13 protein-coding genes are annotated in these 15542 nt (G+C 66.2%); 7 read left to right on the top strand and 6 right to left on the bottom strand.

The annotated features are described in order from the left end of the window. Window positions 1-245: 245 nt before the first annotated feature. Entirely contained in the window at window positions 246-1343 is a 1098-nt protein-coding gene (locus WCE05_RS23170; RefSeq protein ID WP_225790832.1) for a P1 family peptidase, read from the bottom strand. Window positions 1344-1358: 15 nt separating this feature from the next. Further along, entirely contained in the window at window positions 1359-2708 is a 1350-nt protein-coding gene (locus tag WCE05_RS23165) for an APC family permease (protein WP_225790833.1), read from the bottom strand. A 194-nt stretch (window positions 2709-2902) separates the two neighbouring features. Between WCE05_RS23165 and WCE05_RS23160 the strand changes: the two genes are divergently transcribed. Next, window positions 2903-3703, top strand: a complete 801-nt coding sequence (locus tag WCE05_RS23160; RefSeq protein ID WP_368816641.1) for a response regulator transcription factor — start codon at window positions 2903-2905, stop codon at window positions 3701-3703. Between the two features lie 2 nt (window positions 3704-3705). Here WCE05_RS23160 and WCE05_RS23155 read toward each other — a convergent pair whose 3' ends face one another. The 4 genes from WCE05_RS23155 to WCE05_RS23140 form a co-directional block, all read right to left on the bottom strand. Next, window positions 3706-4653, bottom strand: coding sequence for a LysR family transcriptional regulator (locus WCE05_RS23155; RefSeq protein WP_253081592.1), 948 nt, complete (start codon window positions 4651-4653; stop codon window positions 3706-3708). 103 nt (window positions 4654-4756) lie between these two features. Further along, window positions 4757-6280 (bottom strand): tripartite tricarboxylate transporter permease, encoded by a 1524-nt coding sequence (locus WCE05_RS23150; protein ID WP_225790836.1) that lies wholly within the window; start codon window positions 6278-6280, stop codon window positions 4757-4759. Next, window positions 6277-6804 (bottom strand): tripartite tricarboxylate transporter TctB family protein, encoded by a 528-nt coding sequence (locus tag WCE05_RS23145; protein WP_225790837.1) that lies wholly within the window; start codon window positions 6802-6804, stop codon window positions 6277-6279. Before WCE05_RS23145 ends, WCE05_RS23150 begins: the two co-directional genes overlap by 4 nt. A gap of 20 nt (window positions 6805-6824) precedes the next feature. Continuing rightward, window positions 6825-7838 (bottom strand): tripartite tricarboxylate transporter substrate binding protein, encoded by a 1014-nt coding sequence (locus tag WCE05_RS23140; RefSeq protein ID WP_317235063.1) that lies wholly within the window; start codon window positions 7836-7838, stop codon window positions 6825-6827. Window positions 7839-8077: 239 nt separating this feature from the next. Between WCE05_RS23140 and WCE05_RS23135 the strand changes: the two genes are divergently transcribed. The 6 genes from WCE05_RS23135 to WCE05_RS23110 all read left to right on the top strand — a co-directional run bounded on the left by WCE05_RS23135 (window position 8078) and on the right by WCE05_RS23110 (window position 15496). Continuing rightward, complete coding sequence (locus WCE05_RS23135; protein WP_368816640.1) at window positions 8078-9403, top strand: MFS transporter; 1326 nt, start codon at window positions 8078-8080, stop codon at window positions 9401-9403. Then, window positions 9396-10355 (top strand): amidohydrolase, encoded by a 960-nt coding sequence (locus WCE05_RS23130; protein WP_368816639.1) that lies wholly within the window; start codon window positions 9396-9398, stop codon window positions 10353-10355. The genes WCE05_RS23135 and WCE05_RS23130 overlap by 8 nt, the downstream gene beginning before the upstream one ends. Continuing rightward, window positions 10352-11365 carry a 4-hydroxythreonine-4-phosphate dehydrogenase PdxA gene (locus tag WCE05_RS23125; protein ID WP_368816638.1) on the top strand — a complete coding sequence of 338 codons (1014 nt, stop codon included), beginning with the start codon at window positions 10352-10354 and terminating at the stop codon, window positions 11363-11365. The genes WCE05_RS23130 and WCE05_RS23125 overlap by 4 nt, the downstream gene beginning before the upstream one ends. Before the next feature lie 107 nt (window positions 11366-11472). After that, on the top strand, window positions 11473-12723 hold the full coding sequence (locus WCE05_RS23120) for an OprD family porin (protein WP_225790841.1): 1251 nt from the start codon (window positions 11473-11475) through the stop codon (window positions 12721-12723). 255 nt (window positions 12724-12978) lie between these two features. Then, window positions 12979-14292, top strand: coding sequence for an MFS transporter (locus WCE05_RS23115; protein WP_225790842.1), 1314 nt, complete (start codon window positions 12979-12981; stop codon window positions 14290-14292). A 28-nt stretch (window positions 14293-14320) separates the two neighbouring features. Further along, the gene (locus WCE05_RS23110; protein ID WP_253081591.1) at window positions 14321-15496 is read left to right on the top strand and encodes an L-lyxonate dehydratase; all 1176 of its coding nucleotides are present in this window, start codon (window positions 14321-14323) and stop codon (window positions 15494-15496) included. Window positions 15497-15542: the final 46 nt, after the last annotated feature.

Genomic DNA, 15542 nt, shown 5'->3' with positions numbered 1-15542 from the left:
GCCTGAACCTGGACATCACCCAGATCAACACCCTCAACCAGCAAGGGGTGGAGAACCTCAACGAGACCCTGCGTCACTGCGATGCCCTGAGCCAGCAGGCCGGGCGGTTGAAGCAGTTGGTGGGGAGTTTCAGGATCTGAGGCGAGCTGCTGGCTGGGGCTCCTGCACTTGCCAATGATGTGGCTTTGCAGGGCCCTGTGGGAGCGGGCTTGCCCGCGATTGGGCCGCACAGCGGCCCCCGCTATCTACCCCTGCCAACCTACCTGCCGCAGTGCCTCCAGCAAGCGCTCGCCACCCAGCCCCGGCACCAGCACACCGTCGGCGGTGTGCATGTCACCCCCCGCCAGCAGGGCATTGACGATCGCTTCCTCCACCGCCTCGGCCGCCGCCATGAACAACGGTGTGATGTGGTCGTTGTTGAGCATCTGCACCGGCATGCTCAAGGGCACGCCCTTGCGCCCGTAGGCGGCCGCTGGCAGTTGCTGGTCGGCGCAGGAGAAGGCGACGAACAGGTCACCGCTGGCATCCTCGGTACCACCGCCGGTACGGGCGATGCCGATGGACGCCCGTTGGGCCAGGCGCTGGCACTGGTGCGGCAGCAACGGTGCGTCGGTGGCGATGATCACCACGATCGACCCCATGCCCGGCTCGCCACGGTCGTCGAAGGGCGAGGGAATGCCGTCCAATACCCGGCCGACCGGATAGCCGTCGATGCGCAGCTCGCGGCGCTGGCCATGGTTGGCCTGCACCAGCGCGCCCACGGTCCAGCCGCCCTGGTCTTGCGGCAGCTTGCGCGAAGCGGTGCCGATACCGCCCTTGAATTCGTGGCAGATCATACCGGTTCCGCCACCGACAGCGCCTTCGGCGACTGGGCCGGACTCGGCGCGGGCCAGCGCTTCGTTCACCTGGGCCGGGCTGACATGCTGGCCCCAGATATCGTTGAGCAGGCCGTCGAAGGTCTCCAGCACCACCGGCATGCACCAGTACACCGACGGATCGGCCAGGGCATCGCGCTCGGCGGCGATCAGGGCGTCACGCACCACGCCGACGCTGTGGGTGTTGGTGATGGCGATGGGCGTGGTCAAAAGGCCTGCCTCGCGGATCCATTCCAGCCCCGTGGCATCGCCATTGCCGTTGAGCACGTGGACACCGGCGAAGCATGGCGCCAGGCGGGCCGCGCCGGGGCGGGGCTGGATCACCGTCACGCCGGTGCGCACCTGCTTGCCGTCGCCGTCGGCGACCAGGGTGCTGTGGCCGACGCGGACCCCAGGGACATCGGTGATGGCGTTGAATGCTCCGGGGCTACCCAGGCCCAGGGTGATGCCGAGTTGACGAGCGCGCATAGGGACTCCTTCGTTTCAGAGTTTCTGGAAGGCTGGGCTGAGCTTGCCGTAGGTGCCATAGAGGAGCACCGAGGCAGCCAGTATGCCGAGGATGATCAGGGTGTCGCGTACCGAAGCCCCGAGCAGGCAATTGAGCAGCAGGTAGCCGGAACCGAGCGTCGCCAGCAGCGCCGGCAGTGGCCACAGCGGCATGCGGTACGGGTGTTCGCGGTCGCTGCGCAGTACCCGGCTGAACAGGCCGCACAGGGCCACCGCCAGGTAGACCATGACCAGTAGCAGGACGGTGAAGGAGGTCAGTTCCTCCAGGTTGGAGCTCAAGCTCAGGGCTGCCGACGGCACGGCGAGGAACAAGGTGGCCAGCCACGGCGATTCCCAGCGTGGGTGGATGCGCGTGAACAGGCGGTTCAGGGCTGGCGTCCACAACTGGTCGCGGCCGCTGCTGAAGATCACCCGGCCGGACTGGATGACGATGGCGATGATGGCGTTGAACACCGAGAGGAAGATCCCGGCACTGACCAGCCGCGAGAGGGTTTCGTTGCCATGGGCGGTGAGCAGGTAGCCGATCGGGTCGGGGCTGGCCAGCATGTCCTGCAGAGACGGGGCGCCGAGCAACAGCGCGCCGATCGGTATCAGCTCGATCGCCACCACCAGCGCCAGCGACCAGAGCACGGCGCGGTGGATGCCCTGCCCACCGTCCTTCATGTCCTCGGCCAGCAGCACGGCGCCGCCGAAGCCGTTGTAGGAGAACAGCGCGGTGCCCACCGCGGCGAACACCAGCGCCCAGGGCGCTGCCGCGAGCAGGCCGTGGTCCAGGTGCAGGGGCTGGGCCAGTACGCTCAGCGGCTGGCTGACGTTGCCCAGGCCAAGCACCACGATCACCAGCAGGGCGACGACCTCGCAGAGCAGGAAGACCCCGGTGACCCAGGCGTTGACGCGGATGTTGAGGATACCCAGGCCGTAGCTGGCGACGACGATGGCCAAGGCCACGGACGGGGTGTCGAACTGCGTGCCCAGGGCGCTGTTGAGGTAGGTGGCCGCGCCTGTGGCCAGCACCGGCGGGATGAACAGCAAGGACACCAGCACGGTGAGGAAGGTGGCATAGCCGGCCATGCCGCCGAACACTCGCTTGGCATAGACGTATTCGCCGCCAGCCGAACTGTGCGCACGGCCGAGCTCGGCGTAGCACCAGGCGAACATCAGCGCCAGCAGGGCGGCCAGGACGAAGGCCAGGAAGGCACCGCTGCCGGCCTGGGCGATGGCGAAAGGTGCGATGACGAACACGGAACTGGCCGGTGTGACCGCCGATACCGTGATGGCGACCACATCGAGCATGCCCAGGCTGGGTTTGAGCGCACGGTCGTGCATGTCGTTCTCCTCGAATTGTTATTGGTGGTTGAGGCAGTGACGAAGAAGCGGATGGCGCCCTCTCGGCGCAGCGCTGCATGGGCGGCAATCTAGGCTTGGCGGGGGAGGCGGCCAATCACCCTTTGGGGGTACGCCCCTTGACGCGAGGGTGGGAAAGGAGGGAAATCCCATCACCTTTTCAGGGGAACCGACGGATGCACAGCCTGTTTCACGAAGTCGGCGTTCACGCCAGCCTTGGCCGCACCATCGAACAGATCGGCCAGCCACGCTTCTGGAAGCAGCTGGTCCTGCTGCTGCGCTGCTGGCTGCCGTTCGACAATGCCCTGGCCGCCTTCTACCCCGCCCGCGGGACGCCCGTGGTGCTGGAGGAGTACGACGCCGCCCCCCAGGATGGCCCGGCAGCCATGCCCTTGTACCTCAGCGGCCTGTACCAGCTCGATCCTTTCTACCAGGCCTGCCAGGACGGCCTGCCCAGCGGCCTGTACCGCCTCGACGAAGTGGCGCCGGACCAGTTCCAGCAGAGCGAGTACTACCTCAACTACTTCCATGCCAACGTGCTGGAGGACGAGGTGCAGTTCATCCTCCAGCTACCCGGCCAGGGGGCGCTGTCGTTGTCATTGGGCATGCGCCAGCCGTTCGACGTCGGGCAGTGTGGCCTGCTGGCGATGCTCTGTCCCTGGGTGCTGGCGCTGATGCAGCAGCACTGGCCATTGCGCAGCCAGCGCTTGTTGCCGACCGGCGAGCCGGTGGCCGCCCAGGTGCGTGATGCGCTCAGCCACTTCGGGGCGGGGGTGTTGTCCGAGCGCGAGCTGGAGATCGCCCGGCTGATCCTGCGCGGCTATTCCTCCAAGGCCATGGCCGAGCGCCTGGCGATCTCACCGGAAACCGTCAAGGTTCATCGCCGGCACCTCTACGCCAAGCTCGACATCTCCTCGCAGCCGGAGCTGTTCTCGTTGTTCCTGCAGTCGCTGGGGCACGATGTGGAGAACCCCTGAGCCTATTTCGAGCCCTGCCTGGCTTGCTCGGCGCGCACGGCCATCATGAAGGTCTGCATCGCCGAGGAATGTACCCGGTTGCGCCGGGTGATCAGGCCGTAGGGCGGCAACTGGGGCTCCAGTTGGATGGGCAGGACCGCCAGCAGGTGCCGTCCCGGATAGTCCTCGACCACCGAGCGCGGGGTGATGCCGATCATGTCGGTCTGCTGCAGCAGCGACAGCAAGGTCATGATCGAGGTGGTCTCGACGATGCTGCTGGGCAGGTCGATGCGGGCATTGTGGAAGGCCTGGTTGACGATGGCGCGCATGGGGCTGGGATGTTGCTGCAGCACCCAGGTCATTTCCTGCAGTTCGGTCCAGTCCAGTTTCCTGGCCTTGGCCAGCGGGTGCTGCGCGCCGGTGATCACGCACAGGTCCTCTTCGCCGAGGCTGTCGAACTGCAGGTCGTCGGTACGCGCGTTGCTGGGGATGCGCCCCAGCACTACGTCGAGTTGGTCTTGTTGCAGGGCCTGCACCAGCACGTCGCTGGTATCCACCTGGATGCTCATCGACAGGCGCGGGTGGCTTCGCTTGAGGGTGGCGATGGTACGGGTCAGCAGGCCAGAGGCCAGGGCAGGAATGGCGCCGACCGTGACCCGGCCGAGGTTGCCGGACTCCAGGGCGACCATTTCCTCGCGCATGCCCGACAGCTCGGCGAAGATCATCCGCGCGTAGTAGATCAGCGTCTCGCCGAACGGCGTGGCGCGCATGCCGCGTGGCAGGCGCTCGAACAGCTCGACGCCGAGCAGGTCCTCGGCTTCATGAAGCATCTTGGTCGCCGCCGGCTGGGTCATGCCGATCTCCTCGGCGGCACGCCGCAGCGAGCCCAGCTCCTCCAGGGCCAGCATCAGGCGCAGCTGACGCAGACGCAGGCGGCTATGGATGATACTGGCGTCGGGGATGCGGGACATGGTCTGGCTCATGGTCGAGGGGCGGTCAAGAGTGACAAGAAATGGCAGCGCTCGCCAGCGGATTGCGCGAGGGGGGCTGCAAAGCAGCCCCTGCCCAGGAGGTTCAAGCCGTGCGCCGCTGCCGTTTCTGCCCCAGCGCCGAACGCAGCGCTGTCGCCAACCTGGCAAGCAGCGGCCAGCACAGCATCACCAGGGCCGCACTGGTCAGGCTGCCCACCAGCGGGTTGGACCAGAAGATCGACAACTGCCCGTCGGAGAACAGCATCGACTGGCGGAACGCATCCTCGGCCTTGTCCCCCAGTACCGCGGCCAGCACCAGCGGGGCGATGGGGTAGCCCAGTTTCTTGAACACATAGCCCAGCGCGCCGAACAGCAGCATCAGCCCGACATCGGTCATCGAGTTGTGCACCGAGTAGGCACCAATGGCGCAGACCATGATGATGATCGGCGCGATGACCGAGAACGGAATGCGCAGGATCGAGGCGAACAGCGGCACCGTGGCCAGCACCACGATCAGGCTCACGACGTTGCCCAGGTACATGCTGGCGATCAGCCCCCAGACGAAGTCGTGCTGTTCGACGAACAGCGTCGGCCCTGGGTGCAGGCCCCAGATCATCAGCCCGCCGAGCATCACCGCGGCGGTCGCCGAACCGGGGATGCCGAGGGTCAGCATCGGCAGCAGGGCGCTGGTGCCCGCGCTGTGGTCGGCGGTCTCCGGTGCGATCACGCCTTCCACCTCGCCCTTGCCGAACCTGTCGCGGTTCTTCGAGAAGCGCCGGGCCAGGCTGTAGCTCATGAACGACGCGGCGGTCGGGCCGCCAGGCGTGACCCCCATCCAGCAACCGACCAGGGCACTGCGCAGCCAGGTCAGCCAGTAGCGCGGCAGCTTGGCCCAGGTGCGCAGGATCACCATCGGCGTGATACGGGCACGCTCTCCCCGGAACACCAGGCCTTCCTCCACGGTGCAGAGGATCTCGCCGATGCCGAACAGGCCGATCACCGCCACCTCGAAGCTCAGGCCCGACAGTAGCCATGGCTGGTCGAAGGTCAGGCGCAGTTCACCGGACACGGTGTCCATGCCCACGGCGGCCATGGCGAAGCCGATCATCATCGCCACCACGGTTTTCAGCGGTGGGTTCTTGCTCAGGCCGATGAAGGTACAGAACGCCAGCAGGTAGACGGCGAAGAACTCCGGCGAGCTGAACGCCATGGCGAAGCGGGCGATGTGGGTGGAGAGGAAGGTGAGCAACAGCACGCCGACCAGAGCCCCGAGCAGTGCCGAGGTGAACGCGGCGGTCAGCGCTTCGCCAGCCTGGCCGTTGCGGGCCATCGGGTAGCCGTCGAAGGTCGTGGCCACCGAGGACGGCTCGCCGGGGATGTTGAACAGGATCGAGGTGATCGAGCCACCGAACAACGCCCCCCAGTACATGCACGACAGCAGGATGATCGCCGACACCGGCGACATGGTGAAGGTCAGCGGCAGCAGCAGGGCCACGCCGTTCGGCGCGCCCAGCCCTGGCAGCACGCCGACCAGGATGCCCAGCAGCACGCCGACCACCATCAGGCCCAGGTGGTGGGCGGTGAAGATCAGGCTCATGCCCTGCATCAGCGAGTCGAATTCACTCATGGCCGCAGCCCTCCCAGGAAGGTGGCCAGGTCGCCCAGCACGCCGGCGTCCAGCGGCACCTTGAACCAGACCGCGAAGATCAGGTAGCTGGCCAGTGCCGCACCGCAGGAGATCATGGCGATGGCCAGCTTGCCATGGCCCTGGCCATCCTGGCGGCTGCGCCACATGAACCAGGCGATGAACAGCACCGAGGCCAGGTAGATGCCCGTGAATGGCATGGCCGCCACGTACACGGCAATGGGCAGGAACACCGACAGCACCCGGGCGAATGCCTGGCGCCCGACGAACGCCGCCATCGCCTGTCGGCGCAGCAGCGCCAGGAGCAGGTTGCCGATACTGGCGGCGCTCAGCAGCAGGCCGATGTAGAAGGGGAAGTAGCCGGCTTCTGGGCCGGCATCGCCCCAGCCGATACCGATATCCAGGCTGCCCTGCATGACGATGCCGCCCAGTGCGGCAGTGAACAGCGCAAGGCCGGTTTCCACCCAGCGGGTGGCGATCAATGGCGCGTCTGAAGGTGAGGACATGGGCGTCTCCATGGCAGGGTTCACTGGCGCAGCCAGCCGGCTTGCTGGAACAGCGGGATGACCCGCTCACGGTCCTTCTCGATGTAGGCCACCAGGTCCTGGCCTTCGAGGAAGGTCGGTGCCAGCGCCGAACGTTCGATGTAGGTCTTGAATTCCGGGGTCTGGCTGACCTTGCGCAGCAGCTCGACATAGAAGGCGCGTTGCTCGTCGCTGATGCCGCCAGGCAGGAACACAGTGCGCGGGAAGCGGTACTGATCGATGCCCAGGCCCTGCTCGTGGCAGGTCGGGATGTCTGCCCAGGACTGCTCGGCGGTGACCTTTTCGCTGTAGATCATGCGCTCGCGGCTGAACACGCACAGCGGCTTGACCTGGCCGCCGCGCCACTGGCTGAGGCTTTCGGCAGGGTTGTTGAGGTTGGCCGCGATGTGCTTGCCGGCCAGCTGGATGGAGGCCTCGCTGCCGCTCTTGAAGGGGATGTAGGTGAGCTTGCTGCCGACCTGCTGGCCGATCAGCAACGCCAGGGTCTGGTCGACGTCCTTGGACTGGCTGCCGCCGAAGCGCATCTTGCCGGCGTTGCTTGCAAGGGCTGCCTTGAACGCCGAGGCATCGGCCCAGGGCGCGTCCTGGTAGGTCCAGAGGATGAAGTCATCCTCGGCGACCGCGGCCACCGGTGTCAGGTCGGTCCATTGGTAACCCAGCTTGGCCACCAGCGGTAACAGGTAGACATTGTTGGTGCCGATCACCAGCTTGTGCGCATCGCCCTGGGCCAGCTTCATGTCGAGGAAGGCTTCGGCGCCATTGCCGCCGCCTTTGTTCAGCACCACGGTGTTGACGTCCAGCAACTGATGCTGGCTGATCGCCGACTGGATCAGGCGTGCCAGCTGGTCGGTGCCGCCCCCGGGGCCACCGGCGACGACGATTTCAACGTTCTTCCCGGGCTTCCAACCCTCGGCAAGGGCGGGCAGGGTGCTGGCGCAGAGCAGCGTGCAAGCGGCCAGGAACGACGACAGGTGACGCGCGGATGCGGTTCGCATGGGATACCTCTTGTTGTCTTTGTTATGGGTAGCCGGAGTGTGCGAAGCGAACCGATAAGCGTCTACTCAAAATAAGGCATACACCGATAGCCCTGGGTTATGCCAGGCCGGTTCGCCTAGCGATAACCACAGGAAATGGCTGTATGAGCAGGTTTGATTAGACGGTTATCGATGCCGCACCCATAGTGGGCTTCACCGGCCTTACCGGATCACAACAATAACGATCAGAGGGACTTCCCATGGCTCAGGCACACCCTGCCGTGCTGCACGCCAGCCCTGCGCGCGGCAAGACCGTCGCGCAGAAGGCCAGCAATGTGCGCTGGCGCATCTTCGCCATCATCTTCGCACTCACGGTGATCAACCTGATCGACCGTGTCTCCCTGTCCATCGCCATGCCCACCATCGCCGCCGAGTTCGAGCTGACGCCGAGCATGCAGGGGCTGATCCTCAGCAGCTTCTTCTGGGCCTACGCCTTGCTGCAGATCCCCGGCGGCTGGTTGATCGACCGCTACGGGCCGCGCCGGGTGATCGGCTGGTCCACGGGCTTGTGGGGCATGTTCCAGACGCTCGCGGCGTTCGCCACCGGGGGCCTTTCGCTGATGTTCGCGCGCGTGGCGCTGGGGGCCGCGGAGGCGCCATTGTTCCCCTCCGGCGGCAAGCTCAACTCGCTGTGGCTGGGCTCCAGCGAGCGCAGCCGTGGTGCCGTGCTCATGGATTGCGGCGGGCCGCTGGGCGTGGCCCTGGGCGGTTTGATCATCGCCTACCTGATCGCCGTGCTCGGTTCCTGGCGCATCGCCTTCTTCATCGCCGGCATCGCCACCCTGGCCATGGCCTGGCTGGCCTGGCACTACCTGCGCGACAACCCCGCCGAGCATCCGGCGGTCAATGATGCCGAACTCGACAAGATCAACCAGGGCCGCGCCGTGCCGATGGCCGAGGCCGCCCTGCAGGCGACCAAGGGCCTGGGCATCGCCGCCCGTTCGCTGACCGGCATCCTGCTCGGGCGTGCCAGCTGGGCCATGGTGTTCTTCGGCCTGCTGACCTGGGGGCCGAGCTACCTGGCCCAGGCACGGGGCTTCGACATCAAGGGCATCGGTGCCGCGACTTTCATCATCTTCCTGTGCGGTGCGGTCGGCTCGCTGGTTGGCGGTTACCTCTGCGACCTGTTGATCCGCAAAGGCGTGCGCCGTGGCGTGGCGGCCAAGAGCCTGTTGAGCGTGTCCGGGCTGGTAGCGCTGGGCGCCTTCCTGCTGCTGCCACAACTGGACGATGCCTTCGCCGCCGTCGCGCTGCTGGCGCTGACCGCCTTCTTCCTGATGTGGGGCAGCCTGTACTGGAGCTTCCCGGCGCTGCTCGCCGCCCCCTCGCGGGTCGGCTTGATCGGCGGGGTGATGAACCTGGCCGGCAGCCTCGGCGGCATCGTCGTGCCGATCTTGGTCGGCCTGCTGCTCCAGCACCTGGGCGGCTACTCGGCGGTGCTCGGTTTCTTCGCCTTGTGCTCGGCGCTGTTCATCGCCGGCACCCTGTTGATCGCTCTGGACAAGACCGAGGTATGCCATGGCTGAGCTGTACGACGGGCCGATCGTCGATGCCCATCATCATTTCTGGGACCCGCAACGCAACCACCATCCGTGGTTGTCGGGCAGCGAGAACATTCCCTTCCGCTACGGTGACTACAGCGCGATCAAGCGGCGCTATTTCCCCGAGGACTACCTTGCCGATGCAGGGGCCCACCGGGTGGTCGAGACCGTCTACGTGGAAACCGAGTGGGACCCGCGTGACCCGATTGGCGAAACCCGCTTCATCCATGAGGTCGCCGCCCGCTATGGCGCGCCCAACGCGGTGGTCGCGCAGGCCTGGCTGGATGCTCCCGAGGCGGCCGAGGTGCTGGCCGCACAGGCCGGCTTCGAGCGGGTCCGCAGCGTGCGCCACAAACCGGGTGGCCCGAGCCGGCCGGAGGAGGTCGGCCAGTGCCGCAGCCTGATGAGCGACGAGCGCTGGCGCCGTGGCTACGCCGAGCTGGCCCGCCACGGGCTGCACTTCGACCTGCAGACGCCGTGGTGGAACCTGGCCGAGGCCGAGCGGCTGGCGCGTGATTTCCCCCAGACACTGCTGATCCTCAACCACACCGGCCTGCCGTCGGACCGCAGCGAAGCGGCCCTGGCGGCCTGGCATGCGGCCATGGCGCGGTTCGCCGGGTGCCCGAACGCGAGGGTGAAGATCTCTGGCATCGGCCAGGCCGGCAGGCCGTGGCGTGCCGAGGACAACGCCTGGATCGTGCGCGAGACCATCGCCATGTTCGGCGCGCAGCGGGCGATGTTCGCCAGCAACTTCCCTGTCGACAGCCTGTGCGGCTCGTTCGACGACATCTATGGCGGCTTCAAGCGCATCGTCGCCGACCTGCCCGGCGAGGCGCAGGCCCAGCTTTTCTACCATAACGCCCGGCGCATCTACCGCACCGTGCCCGACACCTTGCGCCCTGCGCCAGTGTCGACCGACCTGAGGACCCCTGCATGAGCAAACCCACCCTCCCGCGCCTGGCCATGGTCCTGGGCGACCCCGCCGGTATCGGCCCGGAGCTGATCGCCCGCCTGCTGGCCGAGCCCGAGGTGCGCGGCAAGGCCCACGTGGTGCTGATCGCCGACGAAGCGGAAATGCGTCGAGGCATGCGCATCGCCGGCTGCGAGTTCCCTTACCGGCGCATCGACGACCTGCAAGCGCTGGAGTTCGCCGATGACACGCCGCTGCTGTACCCCTATCGCGGCGCAGCCGAGGGCGAGTTCCCGCGTAGCGAGGCGAGCGTGATCGGCGGGCGCTACAGCCTGGATACCCTGGCCGTGGCCCTGGCGCTGACCCAAGACGGCAGGACCGACGCGATTCTCTTCGGGCCATTGAACAAGACCTCGCTGCACATGGCCGGCATGGGCCATAGCGACGAGCTGCACTGGTTCGCCGAGCGCCTGGGCTTCGCCGGCCCGTTCTGCGAGTTCAACGTGCTCGATGAGCTCTGGACCTCACGGGTGACGTCCCACGTGGCGCTGGCCGACGTACCGGGCCTGCTCAGCCAGGCGCGGTTGCTCGAGGCCATCGGTCTGATCGACACCGCGCTCAAGCGCAGTGGCCTGGCCCGGCCGCGCATCGGTGTGTGCGGCCTCAACCCGCACAACGGCGACAACGGCAGCTTTGGCCGCGAGGAGCTGGACATCATCGGCCCAGCGGTGCAGACGGCGCGTGCGCAGGGCATCGATGCCGACGGGCCTTATCCGGCCGACACCATCTTCCTCAAGGTGCAGGGCGATGCCCAGGCCTTCGATGCCGTGGTCACCATGTACCACGACCAGGGGCAGATCGCGATCAAGCTGATGGGCTTCTCCCGTGGCGTGACCGTCCAGGGCGGGTTGCCGGTGCCCATCACCACACCCGCGCATGGCACGGCCTTCGACATCGCAGGGCAGGGCAAGGCCAACGTCGGCGCGACCCGCCAGGCCTTCGAGATCGCCTGCCGGATGGGGCTCAACGCCCGCTGATCCCGCGCACCGCCAGCCTCACCTTCCCGTCAGTCACTCACCCACATCGCCTGGGGCCCGGAGGGCTCCACGGCGGGGCTCACCCTGGAAAAAGGAAAACAACAACAATGACCCGTGCTTTTTCTCACCGCTTCAAAGCCACCTCGATGGCGCCTGTGCTGATCGCCGGCCTGCCGCTGAGTGCCATCGCCGAGGGTTTCATCGACGATGCCAGTGTGACCTTGGGCATGCGTAACCTCTACTTCAACCGTGACTTTCGCCAGCCCGCTGCGGCGCAGTCGAAGCAGGAGGAATGGGCCCAGGGGTTCTTGCTGCAGGCCAAGTCCGGCTACACGCCCGGCCTGTTCGGGGTGGGCATCGACCTGATCGGCCAACTGGGCTTCAAGCTCGACAGCAGCCCAGAGCGCAGCGGCTCGGGACTGTTGCCCAGGCATAGCGATGGCCGGGCGGTGGACGATTACTCGCGGCTGGGCCTGGCACCCAAGCTGCGGTTGTCGAAGACCGAGCTCAAGGTAGGCGAACTGCAGCCGGAGTTGCCGATCCTGCTGCGCAACGATGGCCGCTTGCTGCCACAGACGTTCCAGGGCGGCATGCTCACCTCGCGGGAGTTCGATGGCCTGACCTTGCAGGGCGGGCAGATGCGCTCGCTGAGCCAGCGCAACTCTTCCGACCATGAGGATTTGTCCGTGGACGGTCGTGGCGGGGTATTCGCCGACCGTTTCGACTATGTTGGCGGCGAGTACCGCTTCAATGCCGACCGCACCCAAGTCGGACTGTGGCAGGCACGGCTGCAGGACATCTACCAGCAACGCTTCTACAACGTCAGCCACAAGCAGAAGGTCGGCGACTGGACCTTGGGGGCCAATGTCGGCTTCTTCGCCACCCAGGAGGAGGGGAGTGCCGACCTGGGGGATCTGGACAACCGGGCGCTGACCAGCTTCGTCAGTGCGAGGTACGCCGGCCATACCTTCGGCGCCGGCTATCAGCGCATGTATGGCGACGACGGCATGGTCTACATCGCCGGGACCAGCACGCCGCTGGTCAACGATATCCAGGTGCGCAACTTCACCACGGCGGGCGAGCGCTCCTGGCAGGTGCGCTATGACTACGACTTCGTCGCCCTGGGGATTCCCGGGCTGTCGCTCATGGCCCGCTATGCGAGCGGTGACCATGCCGAGGTGGCAGGCGGGAGCGATGGCAAGGCCTGGGAGCGTGACCTGGATATCACCTATGTCATCCAGGCGGGGCCCCTGAAGAACCTGGGCGTGCGTTGGCGCAATGCCATGGTGCGTTCCAACCATGCCGCCGATGTGGATGAGAACCGCCTGATCCTCACCTATACCCTGAAGTTGCTCTGACACTCTCATGGCCTCTGGGGCCGCTTCGCGCCCCAGCTTACGATGCATACCTCCCCCGATAACCCCGAAGCCACCAATGGGCATCCTGGTATATCCCCAGGTTATCGATGGATACGCATAAGTGATTATCCAGCCCCGCCTGCCGCCTCTACAGTCGCCCCATGGCTCGCCACTGCCTGGCGCGCCAGCCAAGACCAACAAGAAGCCCGTCCTGACGCTTCGCAGGACGATCACGGCAAGCACGAGGAAGTCCCCATGAGCGACCACGCCAGAGCCCTGGCCTCGGCCATTTCCATCAGCCGCGCGCGGCTACTGCCTTTCCTGATCCTGATGTACGTACTGGCCTTCATCGACCGGGCCAACGTCGGTTATGCCCGGGCCTTCCTGCAAGCCGACACCGGCCTTGGCGATGCGGCCTTCGCCTTCGGCGCGAGCATCTTCTTCATCGGCTATGCCTGTTTCGAAGTGCCCAGCAACCTGATGCTGCACCGCCTCGGCGCACGGGTCTGGCTGTGCCGGATCATGGTCACCTGGGGGCTGGTCAGCGCGGCGATGATGTTCGCCGACAACGCCACGACCTTCTACGTGCTGCGCTTCTTGCTCGGCGTCGCCGAGGCCGGCTTCTTCCCCGGCATCATCCTCTACCTCACCTACTGGTTCCCGTCCCAGAGCCGCGCCCAGGCCCTGGGCCTGTTCTACTTCGGCCTGCCGCTGGCGCTGGTGCTGGGCGGGCCGTTGTCCGGCTGGTTGCTGGAGTTCCATGGGGTATTCGGCCTGACCAACTGGCAATGGCTGTTCGTGGTCGAGGGGCTGATGGCCTCGGTGGTCGGTATCGCCGCCTACTTCTACCTGGTCGACCGCCCACGCAATGCCCGCTGGCTCAGCGATGTGCAGAAACAGGCGCTGGAAGGCACGCTGGCCGAGGAAGACGCGCAGAAGCAGGCCCATGGCCCGCACGGCTTCCTCGGTGCGCTGCGCAATGGCCAGGTCATGAAGTTCTGCCTGGTGTACTTCACCGTGCAGATGAGCGTGTACGGCGTGGTGTTCTACCTGCCGACCCGCATCGCCAGCTTCCTGGACGGCCAGGTGGGCCTGAGCGTCGGCCTGTACACCGCGATTCCCTGGGCCTGTGCCCTGGTGGTCACCCGCCTGGTGACCCGTTATGCCGACCGTAGCGGCCTGCACCGCCAGCTCGCGGTGGCCATGCTGGCCATGGCCGCCGCCGGTATCGCGGCATCGGCCCTGGCTGGCAGCCTGCCGCTGGTGGTGCTGGCCTTCTGCTTCGCCGCTGCCGGTTTCGTTTCCGTGCAGCCGCTGTTCTGGACCCTGCCCACCGGCTACCTGAGCGGTGCGGCCGCGGCCAGCGGCATCGCCCTGATCAACTCCCTGGGCAACCTGGGCGGCTTCGTCGCGCCGAACCTCAAGACCTTGACCGAAACCCTGTTCGCCGATCCACGTGCCGGCATGTTCGCCCTGGCCGTGGTGGGTGTCCTGGGGGCCTGCCTGTTGTCCCGACTCAAATCTTCCCGACCATCGCCTGCCCCGATCGAACCCGCGCGGGCCGGCTGATCAACGCCATGTGATAGGAGCTGTGACCATGAAAATCAAATCCGTGCGTACCCGTGTCTTCGAATGGAAAGGCAAGGTCGTGCCACCCCAGGCGCATTTCTGCACCAATGCCAGCGACATCCTCTTCGAGCGCGGCGACGCCATGGGTTCGTTCCGCTTCCACGGCTGGCTGGTGGTGGAGATCGAAACCGACAACGGCATCGTCGGTATCGGCAACTGCGCCCTGGCCCCGCGCGTGGCCAAGGAGATCATCGACCTGTACCTGGCACCGATCTGCATCGGCGAGGACCCCTTCGACAACGAGTACATCTGGCAAAAAATGTACCGTCGCACCCATGCCTGGGGCCGCAAGGGCATTGGCATGGCGGCCATCTCGGCGGTCGACCTGGCGATCTGGGACATCATGGGCAAGGCGGTGAACAAGCCGGTGTTCAAGCTGCTCGGCGGGCGCACCAAGGAAAAGATCTGGACCTACGCCTCCAAGCTGTACGCCAACGACAACCTCGACGTGTTCCTCGAGGAAGCCCAGGGTTACCTGAACCAGGGCTTCACCGCGCTGAAGATGCGTTTCGGCTACGGCCCCAAGGACGGTCCGGCCGGCATGCGCCGTAACATCGAGCAGGTCCGCGCCCTGCGCGAACTGGCCGGCCCCGATGTCGACATCATGCTCGAGTGCTACATGGGCTGGACCCTGGAGTACGCCCGGCGCATGTTGCCCAAGCTCGCCGAGTTCGAGCCGCGCTGGCTGGAAGAGCCGGTGATCGCCGATGACATCGAAGGTTATATCGAGCTGAAGAAGATGGGCATCATGCCGATCTCCGGCGGCGAGCATGAGTTCACCGGCCATGGCTTCAAGGACCTGTTGGAGCGCCGCGCGGTGGACGTCATCCAGTACGACACCAACCGTGTCGGCGGCATCACCGCCGCGCGTAAGATCAACGCCATGGCCGAAGCCTGGTCGGTGCCGGTGATCCCCCACGCCGGGCAGATGCACAACTACCACTTGACCATGGCCAGCACCGCTTCGCCGATGGCCGAGTTCTTCCCGGTGTTCGACGTCGAGGTCGGCAACGAGCTGTTCTACTACGTCTTCAAGGGCGAACCGCAGCCGGTGGATGGCTACATCCAGCTGGACGACGACAAGCCGGGCCTGGGCCTGGAGATTTCCGAGGAATACCTCGGCGACTTCAACATCATCGAATGATCGCGCCGGGCGCTGCCGCTCGGTGGCGCCCAGCCCGTCGAACGGG

The sequence above is a fragment of the Pseudomonas sp. I2 genome (assembly GCF_040984075.1).
Lineage (GTDB): Bacteria > Pseudomonadota > Gammaproteobacteria > Pseudomonadales > Pseudomonadaceae > Aquipseudomonas > Aquipseudomonas guariconensis_B.
The sequence above is the reverse complement of the archived record's forward strand: the minus strand, read 5'-3'. Positions and strand labels throughout refer to the sequence as shown.

Coding starts and splice junctions, on each gene's coding strand:
- WCE05_RS23170 (WP_225790832.1), bottom strand. CDS start 1,343: ATGCGCGCTCGTCAACTCGGCATCACCCTGGGCCTGGGTAGCCCCGGA.
- WCE05_RS23165 (WP_225790833.1), bottom strand. CDS start 2,708: ATGCACGACCGTGCGCTCAAACCCAGCCTGGGCATGCTCGATGTGGTC.
- WCE05_RS23160 (WP_368816641.1), top strand. CDS start 2,903: ATGCACAGCCTGTTTCACGAAGTCGGCGTTCACGCCAGCCTTGGCCGC.
- WCE05_RS23155 (WP_253081592.1), bottom strand. CDS start 4,653: ATGTCCCGCATCCCCGACGCCAGTATCATCCATAGCCGCCTGCGTCTG.
- WCE05_RS23150 (WP_225790836.1), bottom strand. CDS start 6,280: ATGAGTGAATTCGACTCGCTGATGCAGGGCATGAGCCTGATCTTCACC.
- WCE05_RS23145 (WP_225790837.1), bottom strand. CDS start 6,804: ATGTCCTCACCTTCAGACGCGCCATTGATCGCCACCCGCTGGGTGGAA.
- WCE05_RS23140 (WP_317235063.1), bottom strand. CDS start 7,838: ATGCGAACCGCATCCGCGCGTCACCTGTCGTCGTTCCTGGCCGCTTGC.
- WCE05_RS23135 (WP_368816640.1), top strand. CDS start 8,078: ATGGCTCAGGCACACCCTGCCGTGCTGCACGCCAGCCCTGCGCGCGGC.
- WCE05_RS23130 (WP_368816639.1), top strand. CDS start 9,396: ATGGCTGAGCTGTACGACGGGCCGATCGTCGATGCCCATCATCATTTC.
- WCE05_RS23125 (WP_368816638.1), top strand. CDS start 10,352: ATGAGCAAACCCACCCTCCCGCGCCTGGCCATGGTCCTGGGCGACCCC.
- WCE05_RS23120 (WP_225790841.1), top strand. CDS start 11,473: ATGACCCGTGCTTTTTCTCACCGCTTCAAAGCCACCTCGATGGCGCCT.
- WCE05_RS23115 (WP_225790842.1), top strand. CDS start 12,979: ATGAGCGACCACGCCAGAGCCCTGGCCTCGGCCATTTCCATCAGCCGC.
- WCE05_RS23110 (WP_253081591.1), top strand. CDS start 14,321: ATGAAAATCAAATCCGTGCGTACCCGTGTCTTCGAATGGAAAGGCAAG.